At 34.9% G+C, this 16,455-nt stretch carries 18 protein-coding genes; 6 read left to right on the plus strand and 12 right to left on the minus strand.

Going from position 1 to position 16,455, the window contains the following annotated elements:
* Nucleotides 1-130: 130 nt before the first annotated feature.
* The 7 genes from J2Y40_RS02975 to J2Y40_RS03005 all read right to left on the minus strand — a co-directional run bounded on the left by J2Y40_RS02975 (nucleotide 131) and on the right by J2Y40_RS03005 (nucleotide 8,204).
* A complete protein-coding gene (locus J2Y40_RS02975) occupies nucleotides 131-937 on the minus strand; it encodes a hypothetical protein (protein ID WP_309996784.1) in 807 nt (268 codons plus the stop codon).
* Complete coding sequence (locus J2Y40_RS02980; RefSeq protein ID WP_309997530.1) at nucleotides 934-2,382, minus strand: PAAR-like protein; 1,449 nt, start codon at nucleotides 2,380-2,382, stop codon at nucleotides 934-936. Before J2Y40_RS02980 ends, J2Y40_RS02975 begins: the two co-directional genes overlap by 4 nt.
* Nucleotides 2,383-2,562: 180 nt before the next feature.
* Nucleotides 2,563-4,446 carry a type VI secretion system Vgr family protein gene (locus J2Y40_RS02985; protein ID WP_153393790.1) on the minus strand — a complete coding sequence of 628 codons (1,884 nt, stop codon included), beginning with the start codon at nucleotides 4,444-4,446 and terminating at the stop codon, nucleotides 2,563-2,565.
* A 353-nt stretch (nucleotides 4,447-4,799) separates the two neighbouring features.
* A complete protein-coding gene (locus tag J2Y40_RS02990) occupies nucleotides 4,800-5,387 on the minus strand; it encodes a hypothetical protein (RefSeq protein ID WP_309996788.1) in 588 nt (195 codons plus the stop codon).
* Nucleotides 5,388-5,797: 410 nt separating this feature from the next.
* Complete coding sequence (locus J2Y40_RS02995; RefSeq protein ID WP_309996791.1) at nucleotides 5,798-6,274, minus strand: hypothetical protein; 477 nt, start codon at nucleotides 6,272-6,274, stop codon at nucleotides 5,798-5,800.
* A 202-nt stretch (nucleotides 6,275-6,476) separates the two neighbouring features.
* A complete protein-coding gene (locus J2Y40_RS03000; RefSeq protein ID WP_153393784.1) occupies nucleotides 6,477-7,334 on the minus strand; it encodes a S9 family peptidase in 858 nt (285 codons plus the stop codon).
* A 171-nt stretch (nucleotides 7,335-7,505) separates the two neighbouring features.
* Nucleotides 7,506-8,204, minus strand: coding sequence for a hypothetical protein (locus J2Y40_RS03005; protein ID WP_153393782.1), 699 nt, complete (start codon nucleotides 8,202-8,204; stop codon nucleotides 7,506-7,508).
* A 148-nt stretch (nucleotides 8,205-8,352) separates the two neighbouring features.
* Here J2Y40_RS03005 and J2Y40_RS03010 point away from each other — a divergent pair, with 148 nt between their 5' ends.
* The 6 genes from J2Y40_RS03010 to J2Y40_RS03035 all read left to right on the plus strand — a co-directional run bounded on the left by J2Y40_RS03010 (nucleotide 8,353) and on the right by J2Y40_RS03035 (nucleotide 14,152).
* Nucleotides 8,353-10,356 (plus strand): tetratricopeptide repeat protein, encoded by a 2,004-nt coding sequence (locus J2Y40_RS03010; protein WP_153393780.1) that lies wholly within the window; start codon nucleotides 8,353-8,355, stop codon nucleotides 10,354-10,356.
* The gene (locus J2Y40_RS03015) at nucleotides 10,346-11,131 is read left to right on the plus strand and encodes a LytTR family DNA-binding domain-containing protein (RefSeq protein WP_153393778.1); all 786 of its coding nucleotides are present in this window, start codon (nucleotides 10,346-10,348) and stop codon (nucleotides 11,129-11,131) included. Before J2Y40_RS03010 ends, J2Y40_RS03015 begins: the two co-directional genes overlap by 11 nt.
* Before the next feature lie 400 nt (nucleotides 11,132-11,531).
* Nucleotides 11,532-12,074, plus strand: a complete 543-nt coding sequence (locus tag J2Y40_RS03020) for a hypothetical protein (protein WP_153393776.1) — start codon at nucleotides 11,532-11,534, stop codon at nucleotides 12,072-12,074.
* A 114-nt stretch (nucleotides 12,075-12,188) separates the two neighbouring features.
* A complete protein-coding gene (locus J2Y40_RS03025; protein WP_153393774.1) occupies nucleotides 12,189-12,455 on the plus strand; it encodes a hypothetical protein in 267 nt (88 codons plus the stop codon).
* A gap of 229 nt (nucleotides 12,456-12,684) precedes the next feature.
* Nucleotides 12,685-12,834 (plus strand): hypothetical protein, encoded by a 150-nt coding sequence (locus tag J2Y40_RS03030; RefSeq protein ID WP_153393772.1) that lies wholly within the window; start codon nucleotides 12,685-12,687, stop codon nucleotides 12,832-12,834.
* Nucleotides 12,835-13,414: 580 nt separating this feature from the next.
* On the plus strand, nucleotides 13,415-14,152 hold the full coding sequence (locus J2Y40_RS03035) for a hypothetical protein (protein ID WP_153393770.1): 738 nt from the start codon (nucleotides 13,415-13,417) through the stop codon (nucleotides 14,150-14,152).
* A 203-nt stretch (nucleotides 14,153-14,355) separates the two neighbouring features.
* On the opposite strand, the gene J2Y40_RS03040 is transcribed toward J2Y40_RS03035, so the two are convergent.
* The 5 genes from J2Y40_RS03040 to J2Y40_RS03060 form a co-directional block, all read right to left on the minus strand.
* Nucleotides 14,356-14,514 carry a hypothetical protein gene (locus J2Y40_RS03040; RefSeq protein WP_231128648.1) on the minus strand — a complete coding sequence of 53 codons (159 nt, stop codon included), beginning with the start codon at nucleotides 14,512-14,514 and terminating at the stop codon, nucleotides 14,356-14,358.
* A 132-nt stretch (nucleotides 14,515-14,646) separates the two neighbouring features.
* Nucleotides 14,647-15,459, minus strand: a complete 813-nt coding sequence (locus J2Y40_RS03045) for a hypothetical protein (RefSeq protein ID WP_153393766.1) — start codon at nucleotides 15,457-15,459, stop codon at nucleotides 14,647-14,649.
* 7 nt (nucleotides 15,460-15,466) lie between these two features.
* Nucleotides 15,467-15,697 (minus strand): hypothetical protein, encoded by a 231-nt coding sequence (locus J2Y40_RS03050; RefSeq protein ID WP_153393764.1) that lies wholly within the window; start codon nucleotides 15,695-15,697, stop codon nucleotides 15,467-15,469.
* Nucleotides 15,690-16,028, minus strand: coding sequence for a cupin domain-containing protein (locus tag J2Y40_RS03055; protein ID WP_153393762.1), 339 nt, complete (start codon nucleotides 16,026-16,028; stop codon nucleotides 15,690-15,692). Before J2Y40_RS03055 ends, J2Y40_RS03050 begins: the two co-directional genes overlap by 8 nt.
* Nucleotides 16,029-16,165: 137 nt before the next feature.
* Nucleotides 16,166-16,384, minus strand: a complete 219-nt coding sequence (locus tag J2Y40_RS03060) for a hypothetical protein (protein ID WP_153393761.1) — start codon at nucleotides 16,382-16,384, stop codon at nucleotides 16,166-16,168.
* Between the last annotated feature and the right edge of the window lie 71 nt (nucleotides 16,385-16,455).

Raw genomic sequence — 16,455 nt, forward strand, 5'->3', positions numbered from 1 at the left:
TTTTTTATATTTTTTTGCTTTATCTTAATGTTCTGTTTTTAGGAATGTCAACAATGTAATGTTCTCCATTGTATAATTTAGTTAATTTCAGCATCTGTTTGTAAATTATTTAATATTAAAAAATATTGATTTACCAGCAAAACTTATCTGACACTGCATATTCTGTACACTGATCAACAGTCTTCAGTTTGCCCTTAACAATTTTATTTTTATAAAGTTTTCTTTCTTTAGTATCACTTACTCCTGTTATCAGATATTTTCCTGTTTTGTCCCATCCATAGAAGGCGGCTTTATCGAAAAAGTCCGGAACAAATATAAATTTGCTTTCTTTTTCAGACCATCTGTAAAATTGATACATATCATTGTCTCTCATAGAGCTTGCAAGATCCAGAATAAGAAGATCTTCATATCCGTCTTCATCAATATCCATAACTGTTATAAAATTCAGATTACCATTCCTGAAATCAACTTTATGATAACCGATATAATCATTTTCTATAAATCCGCTATTCTTATAATAATTATAAGTATAATAATATGAATTGTAATTGATAACTTGCGAATGTTGAAACTCAACAGTTCCTTCTATACATTCATATGCAGACTTAGGTAAAAAGCTTGTACCTTCCTCTATTTCGGGAATGGTATAATGCTTTCCTCTTAACAGATCTTCAGACCTAGAGAGTAGCAATCGAATGTCTATCTTTTTTTTATTTGCTTCCAATGGAATGGTTACTACATACTTTAATGGAACTCCCAATGTATCTATATTTTTTGGTGTACTTTGTTTCTTGGAAGGTGTGGGAGATAGTATTTTACCCTCAATCTCCGTAGAATCAATTTTTGCTATATGGATATCTTCATTGTTTGAGATATTTTTAGGCTGATTTCTTACACAGGAAATCAACAGAATTAGTATTAAAATATATTTTTTCATTCAGTTATATTGCTAATCTTTTCAACATAATAAATTTTTATCCCTTTGTATTCTTCATGATTTTTAAAAGTTGCATTCCCATTACTATCAATATCCTTTACATAATGTCCACCATTATATAGTTTTATGAATTCAGCATCCAACAAGGATTTAACAGCAGAATTGTCTGCTTTTTGTGGCATATATTTATTTAAAGATGAAAGTTCTGGAATGGTTGTTGGGCACCACTTATAGGTAAGGTTTCCTTCTTTTTGTTCAGTTGGTTTTACCAAATAATTGCTGCTTTTTAATAATTTTTCCAAATGTTTTTTAGCTGCCTCTAACTTATCCGATATCTTTTTATCCATCTTTATGGATAAATTTTCCTTCCAGTTCCAAATATAGTTGGGGTTCTTATTGAGTTTTGTAATGTAATCTTGGTCTTTCTTTTCTCTTTTTTCATAAGTAAAATCTATTTGGCATATTCCCCATCCGTCTGGTTCTCCATAATTTGGAATACCTTTGCTTTCAAATACTCTTCCGGAGGGACCATATACAGCTTCTTTTCTCTTTTCTCCTTTTCCTACAAACTCAGGATCCCAGAATTGTCTTACAACAGGATAAAATTCGCTACCTGACTCGTGAAGAATCATCCTGTATACTGGCCAATATTTTAAATATCCCTTATCGCTCATATATTTTTTTACAACTTCTTTTGTAGGATTTTTTCCTCTTATATAAAATTGGAAATTACTTAAAATAGAAGTTTTTGCTTCATTCCATATTTCTACAGTTGCAGTACCTCCTCTAAATAGGCCACGAAAGTCAACATCATATTTAGTTTTTCCTTTTTCGGCAATCATAAATGCATTCCCCCCGTCAGATTTTGCTGGAAAGTAATCAACATCATTTCTATCGTAATCTGTTTTGATTGCCTTAAACTTAAATTCCGTCTTTAATCTAAACCGCAAACTTTTATGGACACAATCTTTTCCTATATAAACCTCAATTCTTATTTTAGGCATTGCAGGTTCAGGTGAAATAAAAACAAAAGATTCAGGATCTATTTTCACATCATTATAAAAGACAGAAACGGTGTAAACATTATCCTCCGGTGTTAAAATCCTATCCACTTTCGGAATCGGTGAAGCAACAGCCACATTAAAATCAGGAGTACAATTGATGTAAGATTCCTTTACCAGAACGGTCTGTTCCTGTATGCTGGAGGTTCCCAGGCTCTGCCATGGACTTAATTTGATCACGCTCATGCAGGGTGGGGGAGACATGTTTTGGGCAGGCCATTTCGGGTGTCCGCAGGTTCCTTTAAACTGAAGGTTCACCATGTTGTTTCCATCGCCTTTTGTGGCAAATAATTTATCCTGAAGATTTATTTCGTTGGAGGTAACTTTCAGTTCTCCGGGCGCCTGAGCATAAGGACAGCTCAGTTTGGCTCCATGCATTACCATCTCTCTCTTTTCTGATGGAGAATCTTCGCTGGATTTTTTCTGCCGTTCCGCTCTTTTTTCAGAAAGCTTCCGGTCATGCGCTGAAGTCTTTTGCTCTTCCATGTGTTCATATTTTGGATTTGGATTCAATTGCTATAGCCGTTAACAATTGAAAATTTACTTTCATCAGCTGAAACAGGCTTAGCCTTTACTTACTTTAACGTCTTTTCCTCCCTGGAATACGGCCAGTGTGGTTCCTCTCAGTTTTAAATCGCCTTTAGAGGTCTGTATGTCAGTTTCTCCGGCGATGCTTTTGAATTTATTACCCGTGCTTTCTGTCTGATCTTTTCTTACGGTAACACTTTTGTTTTCTGAGGTCTGGGTATATCTTTTGGTGATGGATTCGGTGTGATCGTTGCCAATATTGATGGTGCTGTCCTGTCCGATCTTGGTGGTCATATTCCTGCCCACTGAAATATGCATGTCTTCTCCGGCTATAAAGGTCATATTCTTTGGTGCAGTTACCTGAATATTGCCCTGGCCATCCATAAAATAGGTGTTTCCGCTTGGGTCTTTAATGGTTACACTTTTGTCTGCATCATTCATTAATACCCTGATCCCACTTCTGGTCTGTATAGATTTCAGATGATTGTCCACACCTCCGCCCAGGCCTACCTGCCCATGGAACATTCCGCCCATGGCAAACGGAAAATCGGGATTGTGGTATTCAAACCCTACCATTACCTGATCGCCAATCTCCGGAACGGCTACAAAACCTCTGTTTTGGGTGATGGCATCTGTTCCGCCTGCATCGGGGCTCATCATTCGGATAAAGTGGGTGGTATCATTCAGCTGCCAGTCAAACCGTACCTGTATTCTTCCCTGGTTCAGTGGATCTACGTTTGATATTACTGTGGCCACCTGTGGTTCTGCATTGGGCATTTCAAAATTGGGTTTGGGCATAAAGCCGGTTCCTTCAGCGATGGCTTCAAAGGTTCCTGTATAATAGCCTCTTGCATCCACCTCGTGACTCACCTCTGTGATCATTAAGGTGGTAAAATGTGAGGTTTCATTGCTGTCCGTTTTTCTCATGGCCAAATCTGCAACACAACCAATATATAAGAACGGAACTGTTGTCTGCCCAGTAACGGTAAAAACCTCTACGGCTTTACTTCCTCTAGCGCTTTTCTGGGAATCATCCACATCAAGGAACATATTAGCATTAACGGGAGTAGGGGTCAGAGAGCGGGTGGTGAAAATGGTGTCATTCAGTTCATAGGCTTTGGAAGATAACTCTCCCAAATGCTGTATACGGTCATCGGAACCCACCATTTTGGTATGGCTGCTGCTGTTATAGCCAAAGTATTCCGGTTTGGTGTGAACCGCTTTCAGCTCAACAACCACATCATTTACATTGCTTCCATACGTCAGCTGGATAGGTTTTTCAGAAGAGGGGAGCTTTCCGAAATGAAGGATTTCGCCGTCATAATAAAACTGCTCTCCGTAGGCTTCTGCAATCCTTGTAAGGTAATTGTAATGGGTTTCGTTGTATTGGGAACTGTAGCTGATATAGCTTTTATTCTGGGTATCTACCCTGAAATCAAATTTATTAGTCCCTAGGGTCTCTTTGATAATCCGGCTGGCAATAATGTTGGTATTCACCTCCTGGCTTCCTCCGAAACTCTGGGTATGCGGGGCGGCATCCATCAGAATTGTGGGGCTCATCCCTTTCAGGATAATATTTCCCAGGCTCATTTTTTCCTGACTGAATGCTACTTTGGTAATGAGGCCCACAAATGTTCTTTCGGGGCTTTCATGTTCTGCATCTTTATATTTGAAAACAATGGTGATTCTTTTTCCTAAAAACTTCTGGGCCTGTGCAAGGTTGTGGTTCTGCACTTCACCCAAAGAGTCATGAGCCAATACCAGTTCAAAATTATGGTGCTTTCTTGCACTCTGCTGTAAACGAAAGTGTTTAAAGTGATTGATAGCTTTGCCCTCAACCACAATGTCCAGTTTTACCACCCGGTTGATACCCGAAATGTGGTTTTCTGAAACTTTATCAGAATTTGAGGTGTTTTTCATAATATTTTGTGCGTTTTTTTGGTATTATGTCACCTAAGTTAGATAAAAAATAGGTTGTTTAATATTAAATTACATTAAATCTGTGAAATTGTAGTAGAACTACGATTGAGGGGAAATGTGGGGGGAATATGCCTTTGTGATGGCTTGCTTTGAGTAGTGGCTCCGAAGCCCATGTTACCACACGATTGCATGGTGTGGTTTTATCTCAATCATCCCATTCCGATAAAGTTTTTTATCTTTATAAAAACATAATTGATGAGTGTAATTACAATTTCCACAATCCTGAAGGATTATATTTCATAAGCTTTGTTATTGTACGAAAGGGTTCGTGCGATAGTGGGGTGACACTGTCATTAAAAATGATTACCATTACTATTCTCAATCTCTTTAATTCTTTCCAGAACTTTTAAACTTTTATCTTCATCACTGTTGTGCCATCTGCTAAATAATTTTGTGAATTCATGGTCAGTAGATTCAATGAAATCCTGCATATTAAAAGGGAAATAACTATACTCTTGCTTTTTAATGTCAAACCACGATACTTCTCCACTATTATTTTTCAGTCCTATAAATAACATTGGGGTACCTGTGCCTTTTAATTTAAAATGGTGATTTGAGAAGTAATTTTCAATTGTATCATAATACTCAATTTCTTCATTTAAATCTTTAAAATTATGCTTCTCGTATAAAATATCTCTGCAATTTGCAATACATTTTTCATCTTCAAAATAGAATGGGAATGTTTCTGTGAGTAATGCAGATTTATTTTTTAGAAACCATTCATAAACTTCAAGAATATCCCATTGATGACCTAATATTTCAATTGTTTTTGACTGATCGTTGATTGTAAGAATGATTTCACCCCAAATCTCATATTCTGAATTGGGTTCTTCTTGATATGGATTTTGTTTTGGTGTTAAATTAAACAACAATCTATTCATAATCTACTATTTTAAAAATTAACCAAAGGCAAATCACCGCTTCATCGAATCAACGGAGTTGATTCTACTCAAAGAAATTAAGACTTTGCGTGGCAGAAAAATATCCATACAAATAGAAATCCGTGAAAAATATTAAAAAATTCGTGTATCCGAGGCGATACTTTTCAACCACAAACCATAGGTTCGAAGAAGTCAAAAGGCACAAAGATTTTTACATTTAAGAGTTATTCTAAGATTAAATACTTTGGGAATAGAAGTTCACTTAAGATTTTTATCAGCCATCTAAAAAAAATCTGCGTCATCTGCAAAATCTGCGAGAAAAAATAATTAATAATTCTTTTAAAATATGTTCCAAAGTCGGAAGACTTCAAAAAGTGATATTTCTGTGATTACCGGAAAAACTTTAAAAATTAGCGGACAAGCAGATATACTCCAACACCAATTGCGGTATAAGCAACAACCGTAATAATATCAGCTATGGGTTGCGAGAATCGTTTTTCTGCAATTTTCTCTGCATTAATCTGGTTCTTATGGAATTTCAGTGTTTTTTTAGGACTATTAACAGGATGGGCTACCAGGCTGTCGCTTTCCCATCGGTCAACGATTATTTTATAGGATCTGCCATCAACATCAATTTTAAAATTCTTATTAGGGACAAGCCTCTCCTGAATATTCATCGGCATAGAGGTTTGTGCTTGTTTTGGGTTTATACTTAGAGGGTCAGCTGGTGCACTTTTCATTTCTGCAGCAGTATTATTGGCAAGAGCTGCATTCTTTTTAGCTTCCAGCTTATTATCGGCTGCCGGATCTGCTTGTTTTTTTACCTGATAAGTATAGCAGCTGCTAAGAGAAAATAATATAATGATGAAATAAAGATTCTTTTGCATTAGTCAAATTTAAGAATTAAACGGAATATTTGGGATTTTCTTTTGAAAGATGCGGTTTTTTTGTTTTGCTCGATATTTGCTGCGCAAAGTTTTCTGGCTTTGAGCGGATAAAATAAAAGTAATCTTAAACATCCTACGAAGTCTCCTGACTTCGTAGAGCTAAGCCAGACGTTATTTTGGATTATATTGACTGCTATCCATACTATTTCGATAATTTTCTGTTTTTTATCCAGCTGACAGCATATTCAACGGGTTCTTTAGAGCTTGAAAATGCAGTATTGTGCCCTAAAGCCGGATATAATTTATATTCATAGCGCTTGTTATGGGATTTTAATGCATTCAGTTGTTCAATGGATAGATTCACTGGGACTTGTATATCCTTACCTCCAAAAATCCATAGTCCGGGAACTGATAATTGAGCAAGAGTATTGCAGGGATCGGTGTCTGTAAACTCGTATCTGTCGGGATCGGTCATGATGTGTTTCCGGGCGTCTTCTTCCGTATGAGTGTCCCAGAAACCAGAATTCCCATTGGTGTAAAACTGAAAACGGAGCTGTTGCTTAACCGTAATCAATGCTCCACTGAATATCGTCATAAATTTGATCTTATTATTTTTTTTGGCAGCTAAAGGTATGATCCAACCAGCCTGGCTGCCGCCAATCAAACCTATATTGATACGATTGTTTCGTAAGTCCTTGGATAAAGTATTTACAGCGGCACTTGCATCTAAAGAAAGCAGGTTAAGATTTAAAGCGTCTACATTATTGGTTCCCACTTCCGGCCCGGCATAGGTCCCACCGGATTCTCCAACACCCCGTTTGTCATACGTCAAAACAGCAATGCCTGTTTCAGCCAAAAGAGTTGCAAATTCTACCATTCTTTTTTCCTGCCCGGACCCATGCACAATGACAACTGCAGCTGAAACATGATCAGGCTTAAAAATTGTTCCGGAAAGCGATACGCCTTCGCTGCTGAATTTTATATTCTTGGTGGTGAAATTGGGTTGGATTGCCCATAACAGATTGCCTGTAAAAAGGCATACTGCCAAAATGAAATTCATGGAAAAAAGCTTAGTACTTATGGACTTTTTAAGAAAACTTACTTTAGATAGGGTAACTGATGAGACGTGGCCGGGTATTGTTGTAATATTCAAAGAGGTGAAATTTTTCACTTGGTTTTAGTTTATAGTTTAGTTATAAAAATAATCAAATTTCCATTAAACCAGTATCTTTTATTTCTTCTCCGGAATAACAAAAGAGCTGATCCCGTTTTTCTGATAAAACTCCTCAAGAAATTCCGGATATAGTTTTAACTGCTCTACACTCAGAACATGGGTTGTTTCTTTATTTTCTATGATCGATAGCGCCCAATAAGGCGGGTTACCTATAAATCGGTTAATATCTTTATAGTTTCCATCAGCGAATAAAGCATTTAAATTATTAATAAGTCTTGCATTCATCACATTATACTCAAAAGGCTTTTTAAAAAAATCAGTAACCAGATTATCTACAAATTCATAAAATTTTTTCCTTAAAAATAGGCTTTTCCCACCTTCATTATCGTTGAAAACATAGGTTTCTTCATTAATTCCTTCTATAATAAATGTGATAATATTGTTTTCTGCGCGGTACTTTTTACTCCATTCCCTATACTCATCATTGGTTTTGTTTTTAATCAGATGATTATTGGTCCATCTGTCTTCAATGATGCAGATAGCCCAGTAAAAAGGCATTTCGGTTGTGATGTGGTATACGTCATGATAATCTTCAAGAGTATTGAGTACATTCAGAAAACGTTGATGAAATTCATTATCGGGTAATGGTTCTTCAAAAAAATCTGTTATTAAAGAAGATACCTTTTCATAATATTTTTTTCTGAGAAATTGACAATCATTGTCATATTCGTCTTTGTATAGATATATCTCTTCCATTTTTCTTATTTTATTGTATTATGTTGATAGAGCCGGGTGCAAAATAACAAAAATCCGGCCTGTTGTATACCTGAGATTAACATATTTCTTTAAAAAGACAGAAAAAAATAAGATAAAGACAGAGAAAAATAAATATGACTAGGTAAAAGTGCCTAAAATACTTACTTTTGCGACTGAAATTTATTCTTTCACTTTCTTTATGTATAAAACTAAACTAATAGCCGTAACTGCATTTCTGTCTTTTATGTCTTCTGGTTCTTTTGCACAGGACAGAACGATTGATTCTCTGAAAAAAGTATTGCAGAATCCCAAAATACATGATACTACCAAGCTGGTAAGCATCGGCACGGTAATGGACGAGATACCTGCCAATGATAAAAGGGCACAGGAACTGAATGAAATGATGGGGAAGTTGGCTTCAAAAAACTTAAAAAACACAAACCCACAGGATCTGCATGTAAAATATACCAAATATCTGGCTGCCTATTATTCCAACCTAGGCGGACAGTATACCGTGAAAAGAGATGCTGTGAAAACAGTGTTCTACCTGGATAAAAGTATGGCACTCTTTAAATCCGTAGGGGCATATTACGAAATGAATTATGTGTTGGTGGGCAAAGGAATTTTCTATTCCCAGATTAATGATAAGGAAAAAGCCATACAATGTCTGTTCACCGCATTAAAGTATTTTGAGAAAGATCCTGAAGAGAATGAGGACGGCATTTCCTATGTCAACAATACACTGGCAACCCTGTACGGAGATCAGGAAATATATGACAAAGCTATTGCCTATTCCAAAAAAACCATTGATTATATTAATTCCAAGAAAAAACTGGCGGGAGAAGATGAATACCGTCTGAGTGAAGCAATGATAAACTGCGGCACATATTATCTGTCTTCGAAAAGATATGAAGAAGCACTCAACTATTTTAATAAGGCACTTGCTTATTTTAAGAAAGTGAGCAATGTCCCTTATTCCAGCATATGTCTGAGTAAAATTGCACAGGTAAAAATGGAGCAGGGGAAATACCCGGAAGCCGAAACTTTTCTGAAACAAGCCTTGGAAAATAATGATGACGAATTATCAAAAGCCAATGCCTATATTAATTTAGGGGATCTCTATTACCGGCAAAAAGATTTTATCAAGTCAGAGTCCTTTTTATCGGAGGGTTTTCTCTTAGGAAAAAAAATCAAAAATTTACAGCTTCAGGAGAACGCCTCAGACTTATTGCTGAAAGTTCTCAAAAAGAACAATAACTTCAAAAAAGCACTGGAAATCTATGAATTTCAGGCGAAGTTAAACGATTCCAGCAAAACCGAAGCGTCTAAAAATGCACTGGCACAGCAACAGCTTAAATACAGCTACGAGAAAAAAGAACTAAATTTAAAACTGGAGGCCGAAAAAAAGGAAGCAACCAAGAATAACTGGTTAATCGCGCTTTCGGGAACCTTGTTGCTGATGGTGCTTGGAGGTTATTTTTATTACCGGAACAACAGACAGAAGCAGAAAATTACAGTTCTTGAAAGAGACAGGATCAAGCAGAAGCTTTTGCTTTCCCAGATGAACCCTCATTTTATTTTCAATTCAATAGATAACATTCAAAGTCTTATTATCAACCAGAAAGAGACGGTTGCCGTATCCTATCTGGATAGCTTTTCCAAACTGACAAGGCAGATCCTGGAAAATTCTAATGAGAATTATATTTCGCTGAAAGAAGAGGTGGATATGATTGAAAATTACCTATCCATACAGCAACTTCTGTACAAAGACAAGTTTGATTTCAGGATCAATGTTGAAAAAATATCTGATACGGAATCCTTTTTTATACCTCCAATGCTTGCTCAGCCGTTTATCGAAAATTCAATTAAACACGGGATGAGAAATAAGGATGAAAAAGGGATGATTGAAATTGTTTTTTCGTTAAACCATGAAAAATTATTCTTTGAAATAACGGATAATGGTTTGGGCTTCAATGATGAAAAGAAGCAGCCTGGCCATAAATCAATGGCGATGAGAATTACCAGAGAGCGACTGCTGAATTATACCCAAAACAAAAATTTTGAAATTATATCAGAAAACAGGGTAGATTCGGAAGGAAAGCTGAAAGGAGCCAAAGTTATGTTTAAAATACCTTATATTTGTGAAAACTAGCGCAACCATGTTAAGAGCCATCGTAATTGATGACAATGAAGAAATCAGACAGAAGAACGGTACTTTGATTAAGGACAACTGCCCGAATATCAGTATCATCGGACAGGCCGATTCAGTGGAGTCAGGAATAAAAATAATCAGACAGCTGTCACCCGATATTGTTTTTCTGGATATAGAAATGCCCGATGGTACCGGTTTTGATCTGCTTCAAAAACTAAGCCCCATTACCTTTAAAGTGATATTCATTACAGGATACGAAGACTTTGCCATAAAAGCCTTCCGCTTTTCTGCTATTGATTATTTATTAAAACCCCTCAATACCGGCGAATTGATTGAAGCTGTAAAAAAAGCAGAAGAATCTTTGAGCAAAGATATTTTTGATATGAAGCTCAGTAATTTGTTTGCCAATCTCGAGCGCCCGAAGAATCTCCAGAATCTGATCCTTAAAACCGCTGAGAAGATCTATTCTGTGAATATTCAGGATATTGTCAACTGTGAGTCGGATAAAAACTATACGACCTTTTATTTCATCAATGCTCCAAAGCTGGTGGTTTCTACCAATCTGAAGGAATATGAAAACATGCTTACCCCATTTAATTTCTTCAGAACACACCAATCGCATTTAATTAATATGGCCTACTTTGATCATTTTATTAAAGCCGATGGCGGGAATACCATTATCATGAAAAACAAAACGGCTATACCACTTTCGGTACGGAAAAAAGAAGAGTTTTTAATGCTTCTGGACAACCTTTGCCAAACTTTTGAACTGTAACCAGAGATTTTAAATTTTAGAAAACAGATTTCCTGTAAAAACCATCAGATATTTTTTAATATCCGGCGAATATTCATTGGCTGAAATTCACGATGAACAATGCTGTATATTCGAGCTGTAAAACCATAAAAAGCCGTAGTCTACACAACAAAATAAATAAAAAACTAATAACCATCCGGAAACGAATCCGGATGTAACAACTGAGAGCATGAATAAAAAATTACGAGTATTAGGTACATCCATTTTAGTATTCACAAATTCGGAAGCTCAACGAATTTCCTCGGATTCCTTACGAATGTTCATTCACTGAAACCTGAAAAAACTTTTACTTTATTTTTGAAAAGTGCTTGAGTAAAGCATAAAATATTATTAACCATTATTCAATTTAAACAACAATTTTATGAGAGTATTAACTTTAATTTTTATGGTTTTAGCCTTTATAATAGGCGGAGCTTTATCTGTATTTCAATTTAAGGGTATAGAAAATAGAATGGGAACTGATGGAGATTCTCAAAAGCTAGACCAGGTCTACGCTATGGTAGATAATGCACAAAAAGAAATTGATGAATTAAAGAAACAAGGAGTAGACATTACCAAGATAGATGATCCTCAGATTCAGGAAAATCTGGATATTATATCAAAAACACCTCCAAGATGGCAGGTGGAATATACAGGGAAATTAGGGATTTTGTTAGCGGTTCTGGCTTTTGTAATGGTAATTACAGCATTTATGAAAAAAGAACTGGTAACAAAACTAAGTATAGCAGTAGCCATTCTGGCACTTGCGGTATGGTTCAGTGCTCCTGATATCGCAGCAGGTAAATACTCAGGAATGAATCCTAAAACAGTTGCTTTAATCGCATTGGTTGCTTTAGCAGTTTCATCAGCATGTGCTTTCATGAGCTATAAGCTGCATTTAAAAAAGAGAACAGTAGCTGCCTAAAAGCAAAGCAATCCTTGTGAGCTTGTTTTAAAATTTTAATAATTAGATAATTTAAAATCCAAAGCTCAGTGAGTTTAAAATAATTAAAAAAAATAAAATTAAAACTAATAAAACATGGATACTTTATCAATAATAGGCATGATATTAATGTTTCTTGGATTTGCCAATGCAGCCTGGGTTGCGGTGCTTTATATATTGTCATTAAGCGCAGTGGCAGGAACTAAACTTTCAAAAAAAGTGGGAACGGCCAATGAAAATACAGACGGGCACCTGGAAACAGGAAAAGCAATATCAAATAATTTATTAAAAAAACTGATCTGGAGGCTGGCAGTCGGCTGTCTGGGCTGGCTTATGTTCTATATCGCAACAGGCCATTTTTAAACTGATGATCTGTATAACGGCAGTGCCCGGGATACGGAACAGGTTTGAAGCCGGGGGATAGAAGCTATAAAAACCATGAAAAATAACCATTATAACTAAAAATTAACTTCCAGCTTCCTTCTCCCAGCCTCCAGTCTTTTAATGAATCCGTGTTCAGGTTAAGCAGCGGTTTTAAAATGTAAAGTTCAATAAGTTGAAGATGGTTTCAGACAAAATTAAACGGTAAAAAATGAATATTTTATCAACGACAGACATAATATTAATGTTATTTGGATTAGCTAATGCTGTCTGGATTGTTATTCTTTATATTTTATCACTGAACACCATCGAAAAAACTGAAATTTCAAAGAAGGGGGAAACAGCAAATGATAAAAAATAAATAGTTCGAAAAAAAGCCAATATCAAATGGCTGGAATTTTTGGTCTTGTTCCCTATAGGTGATCCCGTTTTTTTTAACGGGATTTCACTTTAATATAGGTTTAATTTTCAATAGTCTATTAAAGTAATGGTGATAAATATTTCATAAATAATTTGATTTATTTTTGATTAATTCATAATAAGTGCTTATGGGTATTTATGTATGTGATTTGTGCTTTAATTCTGTTATTTATGATTGAATAATGGTGAAAAATAGTATTTTTGTTCAAGTCAAAAAGAAAATAATTCTTTGATTCTGGTGCCAAAATGAAAATTTATAGAAAGGGGTGGCCTGATTTAATAAAGGTTGCTTTTTGATTATAATACCAAACCAGAAGACAGTACAGTTCTGTTGATAATAAAAACGGTCGTTCCGACAAATTTGTTTAAAATCTCAACGAATGTATTTAAAACTCCGGCAAATGTTCATTGATCAAAATTAATATTTCACTTTCATCTATTATTGCATTGTCAATCATTCAAAAAGGAAAAATTTTAATAATCATATCAACTAATACTATTAATTCAAAATCATTAAACTTATGAGAAAACACTCGTTTTTTTTAATCCCGCTTCTTTCCCTTACGCTTCTTGCTACATCTTGCGGAAAAGAGGCTACCAATGTAGAAATAGGCAAAGAATTTAAAGTAGAACAAAATCCTGTAACGATCATAAAACTGGAGGAAGGAAAAGTGTTGCGTGCGGTTAAAGACGAAATGGTGAAAGTGGCGCCAAAAGGTAAGAAATATATCTATTTAGAGGTGAAAAACCCGAATAAGGAAATGATTTTTCTTAAAGCCTTCAGCAAAGATAAAGAACTGAAGTATGAAGACGATCTTATGTATTATACGCATGATGTAGATTCAGGATTCGAGGATGCTTATTATCTTGTAGATGAAAATACCACCATCGACAAAATTGTAATTACCACTCCTTCCGAGACAGAATATACTGTTCTGAACCCGGCTGCAACAAAAAGCAAAAATTCTATTCCTGAAGATGTACAGCGTATCCTTGATTCTTATTCTGAAAATAAAGCCATTGGGTTGCTGGAAGGTTTTGCCCCTTATGTTGAAACCGGAAAAAATGTTCATGAGATTGCAACACAGGAAGGTTTTCTTACTGCCAGTAACATGATGAGTAATAAAGCGGAACTTTCTTACTTTACGGAAGACGGATCAAAATATATTTTCAATATTACCAATGTTCTCGGCACTAAGGCCAAAGTAACTACTCTTTGGAAAAATGGTAAAATAACCAATATAGAAGTTGTAGAATAATTATTCTGTAAAAATCATAAAAAGAGATAACTGTTAAAAGGGGTTTCGTGTAAGAAGGGCATTTTGTTCCGGCTACACGGAACCTCAGCAGTTTAAAAAAATAATACAGAAAGTAAGGTAACCACCCTTGAAATCCTGCACAAAACTGGTTTTAATTCAAAATCTTCTTTTAAGAATCCTTTAAATGTAGTTAAGTAATCTTTTCATATAATGTCATAATTATCCAGCCCTATCACAAAATAATGTTCGATTGTTTTTTGAGCTTTTCTGCACATTGATAAAAGATCATTCCTGGATGTGTTCTCAAAAGTAAAATCATCATGGGTTTTAACGACATACTCAGTTACTATTTCAATGTTCATTAAATCGAATTCTGTTACATCAGTTTTCAACCTATGCTCTTCTTTGAAGAAAGGGATTTTACAAAAAATGGAATCTTTAAACCGAAAAAGGTGTATTGTTTTCACTGCAGAATATTTAATATGATGATAGATTTAGTTTGGATGGGACTGAACAAGTTTATTTTTCATTTTTCTGTTGATCCATCTTTTAAACATAGTACGTTCTGTGGGTAATTGATACATTCCGCCAGAAAGTATATATAATAGGCTGTCCCAGAAATTATTTTTTTTGCTGAATTCATGGCTGTAATCTGTTAATGCTTTCAAATACTCATATTCGTATTCCTTTGCTTTTTTTAAGGTGTAATTTTTCGGAATATCTTTAATAATATCCATGCTGATGGTATTAAAGATTTTAAGAGAATGTTTTTCAATAAAGTCTGATTCAAGTCTGCATATTGCTGTAAGTGGGATGAGCAAAGAAAAAATTTCATCATAAAAGTTACAGATGGTTGTTTTCCATGATAACCTTTCTTCTTCCGGTAAAATCTCAGCAGCAAGCCGGATCAGTTTTTTATGGCCCTCTTCCAGTTCAGCAGTATAAATTTTGTTTTGATTCCAGAATATAGACGAATTGATTTTATTTTTTTTAATCATATTTTCCAGAGTATATTCAAACTGTATTTTAATATACTTTATGTTGTCAGTCAGATCATCTAAAACAGACTGCCACAGATTATGTTTGCTTAAGCTGCAATGGGTACTAAAGATCAATCTGGATCTGTTATTAAGATGCTGCAGTTCCTTTAACATCCGAAGAATTTCTGTTACATCTCTTTCCAGGGTGATACTGGTATTTCTTATATAGAACAATGCGACAAACTGAGAGTAATAGGTCCTTCTTAAAATGTTTTTCTTATTTCTGATCCCCAATCTGTTATTGGGAAGTTTATTCAGCTTTTTCATTAGAGTTTTATTGTAAATCATATTTTTTGATAGTCCCTTTTTCAAACGACTTTTTCTGTATTATAAGTGAAATAAGATATTGTCTTAAATCTCTGATTGTGATATTTTTCTCTGCAAAAGAAAAAAATAGCGGAGTTTCGTCTAAAAGATCATACAATTCAGGAAATTCTTTTTGAATTTCAATCGTTTTTTTTAATATCTTTTTTGTTAGAAATGATATGGTATCTACTTTATTCATAGCCGCTTTTTATTATTGTTAATATCATTTTAAAGCGTTTATTTCCTTTTATCGAATGGGATTTATGGGCAGGAATTATAATGCATTCACCTTCTTCTAAAAAATAAGATGCTCCGTCTATAATGATTTCTGCTTTACCCTCGATAATCTGCACAGCAGCATCAAAAGGAGATATTTTTTCTGATAGTCCTTCCTTGTCATCAAACGAAAGTGCACAGATATTGCCGGTTATTTTTTCCAGTAGTGTTCTGCTGACAACAGAATTTGAAATATAGCCTACAATCTGGCGGGTAATATATACTTTTGATTTTTCAAGTTCTTTATGATTCATCACAGTTCGGTTAAAGGTGAAAGAGTGGGGGTATTATAAATAAAAGGGACAGAACTGTTTAATTTTCCATCCCTTTTTCAGTTAAAACTTTTTGATAAATATACCTTTCTCATAGGTTTTAACTTTCCTGAAACAATTTATGAAAGATTAATTTCTTTGATAATATTAAGAACCTCTTCACGGTTTTTTCTGAGTCTGTTTCCAATTCTTTCAAGCATTTCTTTTTCCTTGCCTTCTTCAAGCTTCAGGTCATAATCCGTTAATGTTGAAAATTTTTCTCTCAGTTGTTTTGACTGTACATTCCAGTCCTTTGGAATTTTGAAAGATTTGTCACTTTTATTAGGGTTGGTGTCCATAATGTGGATTTTAATGTAGCTTAATTGCTACAATACAAAGTTGGGTGTTTTATAATCTATTGTATTACAGA

The sequence above is a fragment of the Chryseobacterium sp. 2987 genome (genome assembly GCF_031456375.1).
Lineage (GTDB): Bacteria > Bacteroidota > Bacteroidia > Flavobacteriales > Weeksellaceae > Chryseobacterium > Chryseobacterium vaccae.

What these genes read in the sequence shown, in the direction of transcription:
- J2Y40_RS02975 (WP_309996784.1), bottom strand. Translation starts at nt 937, where the DNA reads ATGAAAAAATATATTTTAATACTAATTCTGTTGATTTCCTGTGTAAGA.
- J2Y40_RS02980 (WP_309997530.1), bottom strand. Translation starts at nt 2,382, where the DNA reads ATGGTAATGCATGGAGCCAAACTGAGCTGTCCTTATGCTCAGGCGCCC.
- J2Y40_RS02985 (WP_153393790.1), bottom strand. Translation starts at nt 4,446, where the DNA reads ATGAAAAACACCTCAAATTCTGATAAAGTTTCAGAAAACCACATTTCG.
- J2Y40_RS02990 (WP_309996788.1), bottom strand. Translation starts at nt 5,387, where the DNA reads ATGAATAGATTGTTGTTTAATTTAACACCAAAACAAAATCCATATCAA.
- J2Y40_RS02995 (WP_309996791.1), bottom strand. Translation starts at nt 6,274, where the DNA reads ATGCAAAAGAATCTTTATTTCATCATTATATTATTTTCTCTTAGCAGC.
- J2Y40_RS03000 (WP_153393784.1), bottom strand. Translation starts at nt 7,334, where the DNA reads ATGAATTTCATTTTGGCAGTATGCCTTTTTACAGGCAATCTGTTATGG.
- J2Y40_RS03005 (WP_153393782.1), bottom strand. Translation starts at nt 8,204, where the DNA reads ATGGAAGAGATATATCTATACAAAGACGAATATGACAATGATTGTCAA.
- J2Y40_RS03020 (WP_153393776.1), top strand. Translation starts at nt 11,532, where the DNA reads ATGAGAGTATTAACTTTAATTTTTATGGTTTTAGCCTTTATAATAGGC.
- J2Y40_RS03025 (WP_153393774.1), top strand. Translation starts at nt 12,189, where the DNA reads ATGGATACTTTATCAATAATAGGCATGATATTAATGTTTCTTGGATTT.
- J2Y40_RS03030 (WP_153393772.1), top strand. Translation starts at nt 12,685, where the DNA reads ATGAATATTTTATCAACGACAGACATAATATTAATGTTATTTGGATTA.
- J2Y40_RS03035 (WP_153393770.1), top strand. Translation starts at nt 13,415, where the DNA reads ATGAGAAAACACTCGTTTTTTTTAATCCCGCTTCTTTCCCTTACGCTT.
- J2Y40_RS03040 (WP_231128648.1), bottom strand. Translation starts at nt 14,514, where the DNA reads ATGAACATTGAAATAGTAACTGAGTATGTCGTTAAAACCCATGATGAT.
- J2Y40_RS03045 (WP_153393766.1), bottom strand. Translation starts at nt 15,459, where the DNA reads ATGAAAAAGCTGAATAAACTTCCCAATAACAGATTGGGGATCAGAAAT.
- J2Y40_RS03050 (WP_153393764.1), bottom strand. Translation starts at nt 15,697, where the DNA reads ATGAATAAAGTAGATACCATATCATTTCTAACAAAAAAGATATTAAAA.
- J2Y40_RS03055 (WP_153393762.1), bottom strand. Translation starts at nt 16,028, where the DNA reads ATGAATCATAAAGAACTTGAAAAATCAAAAGTATATATTACCCGCCAG.
- J2Y40_RS03060 (WP_153393761.1), bottom strand. Translation starts at nt 16,384, where the DNA reads ATGGACACCAACCCTAATAAAAGTGACAAATCTTTCAAAATTCCAAAG.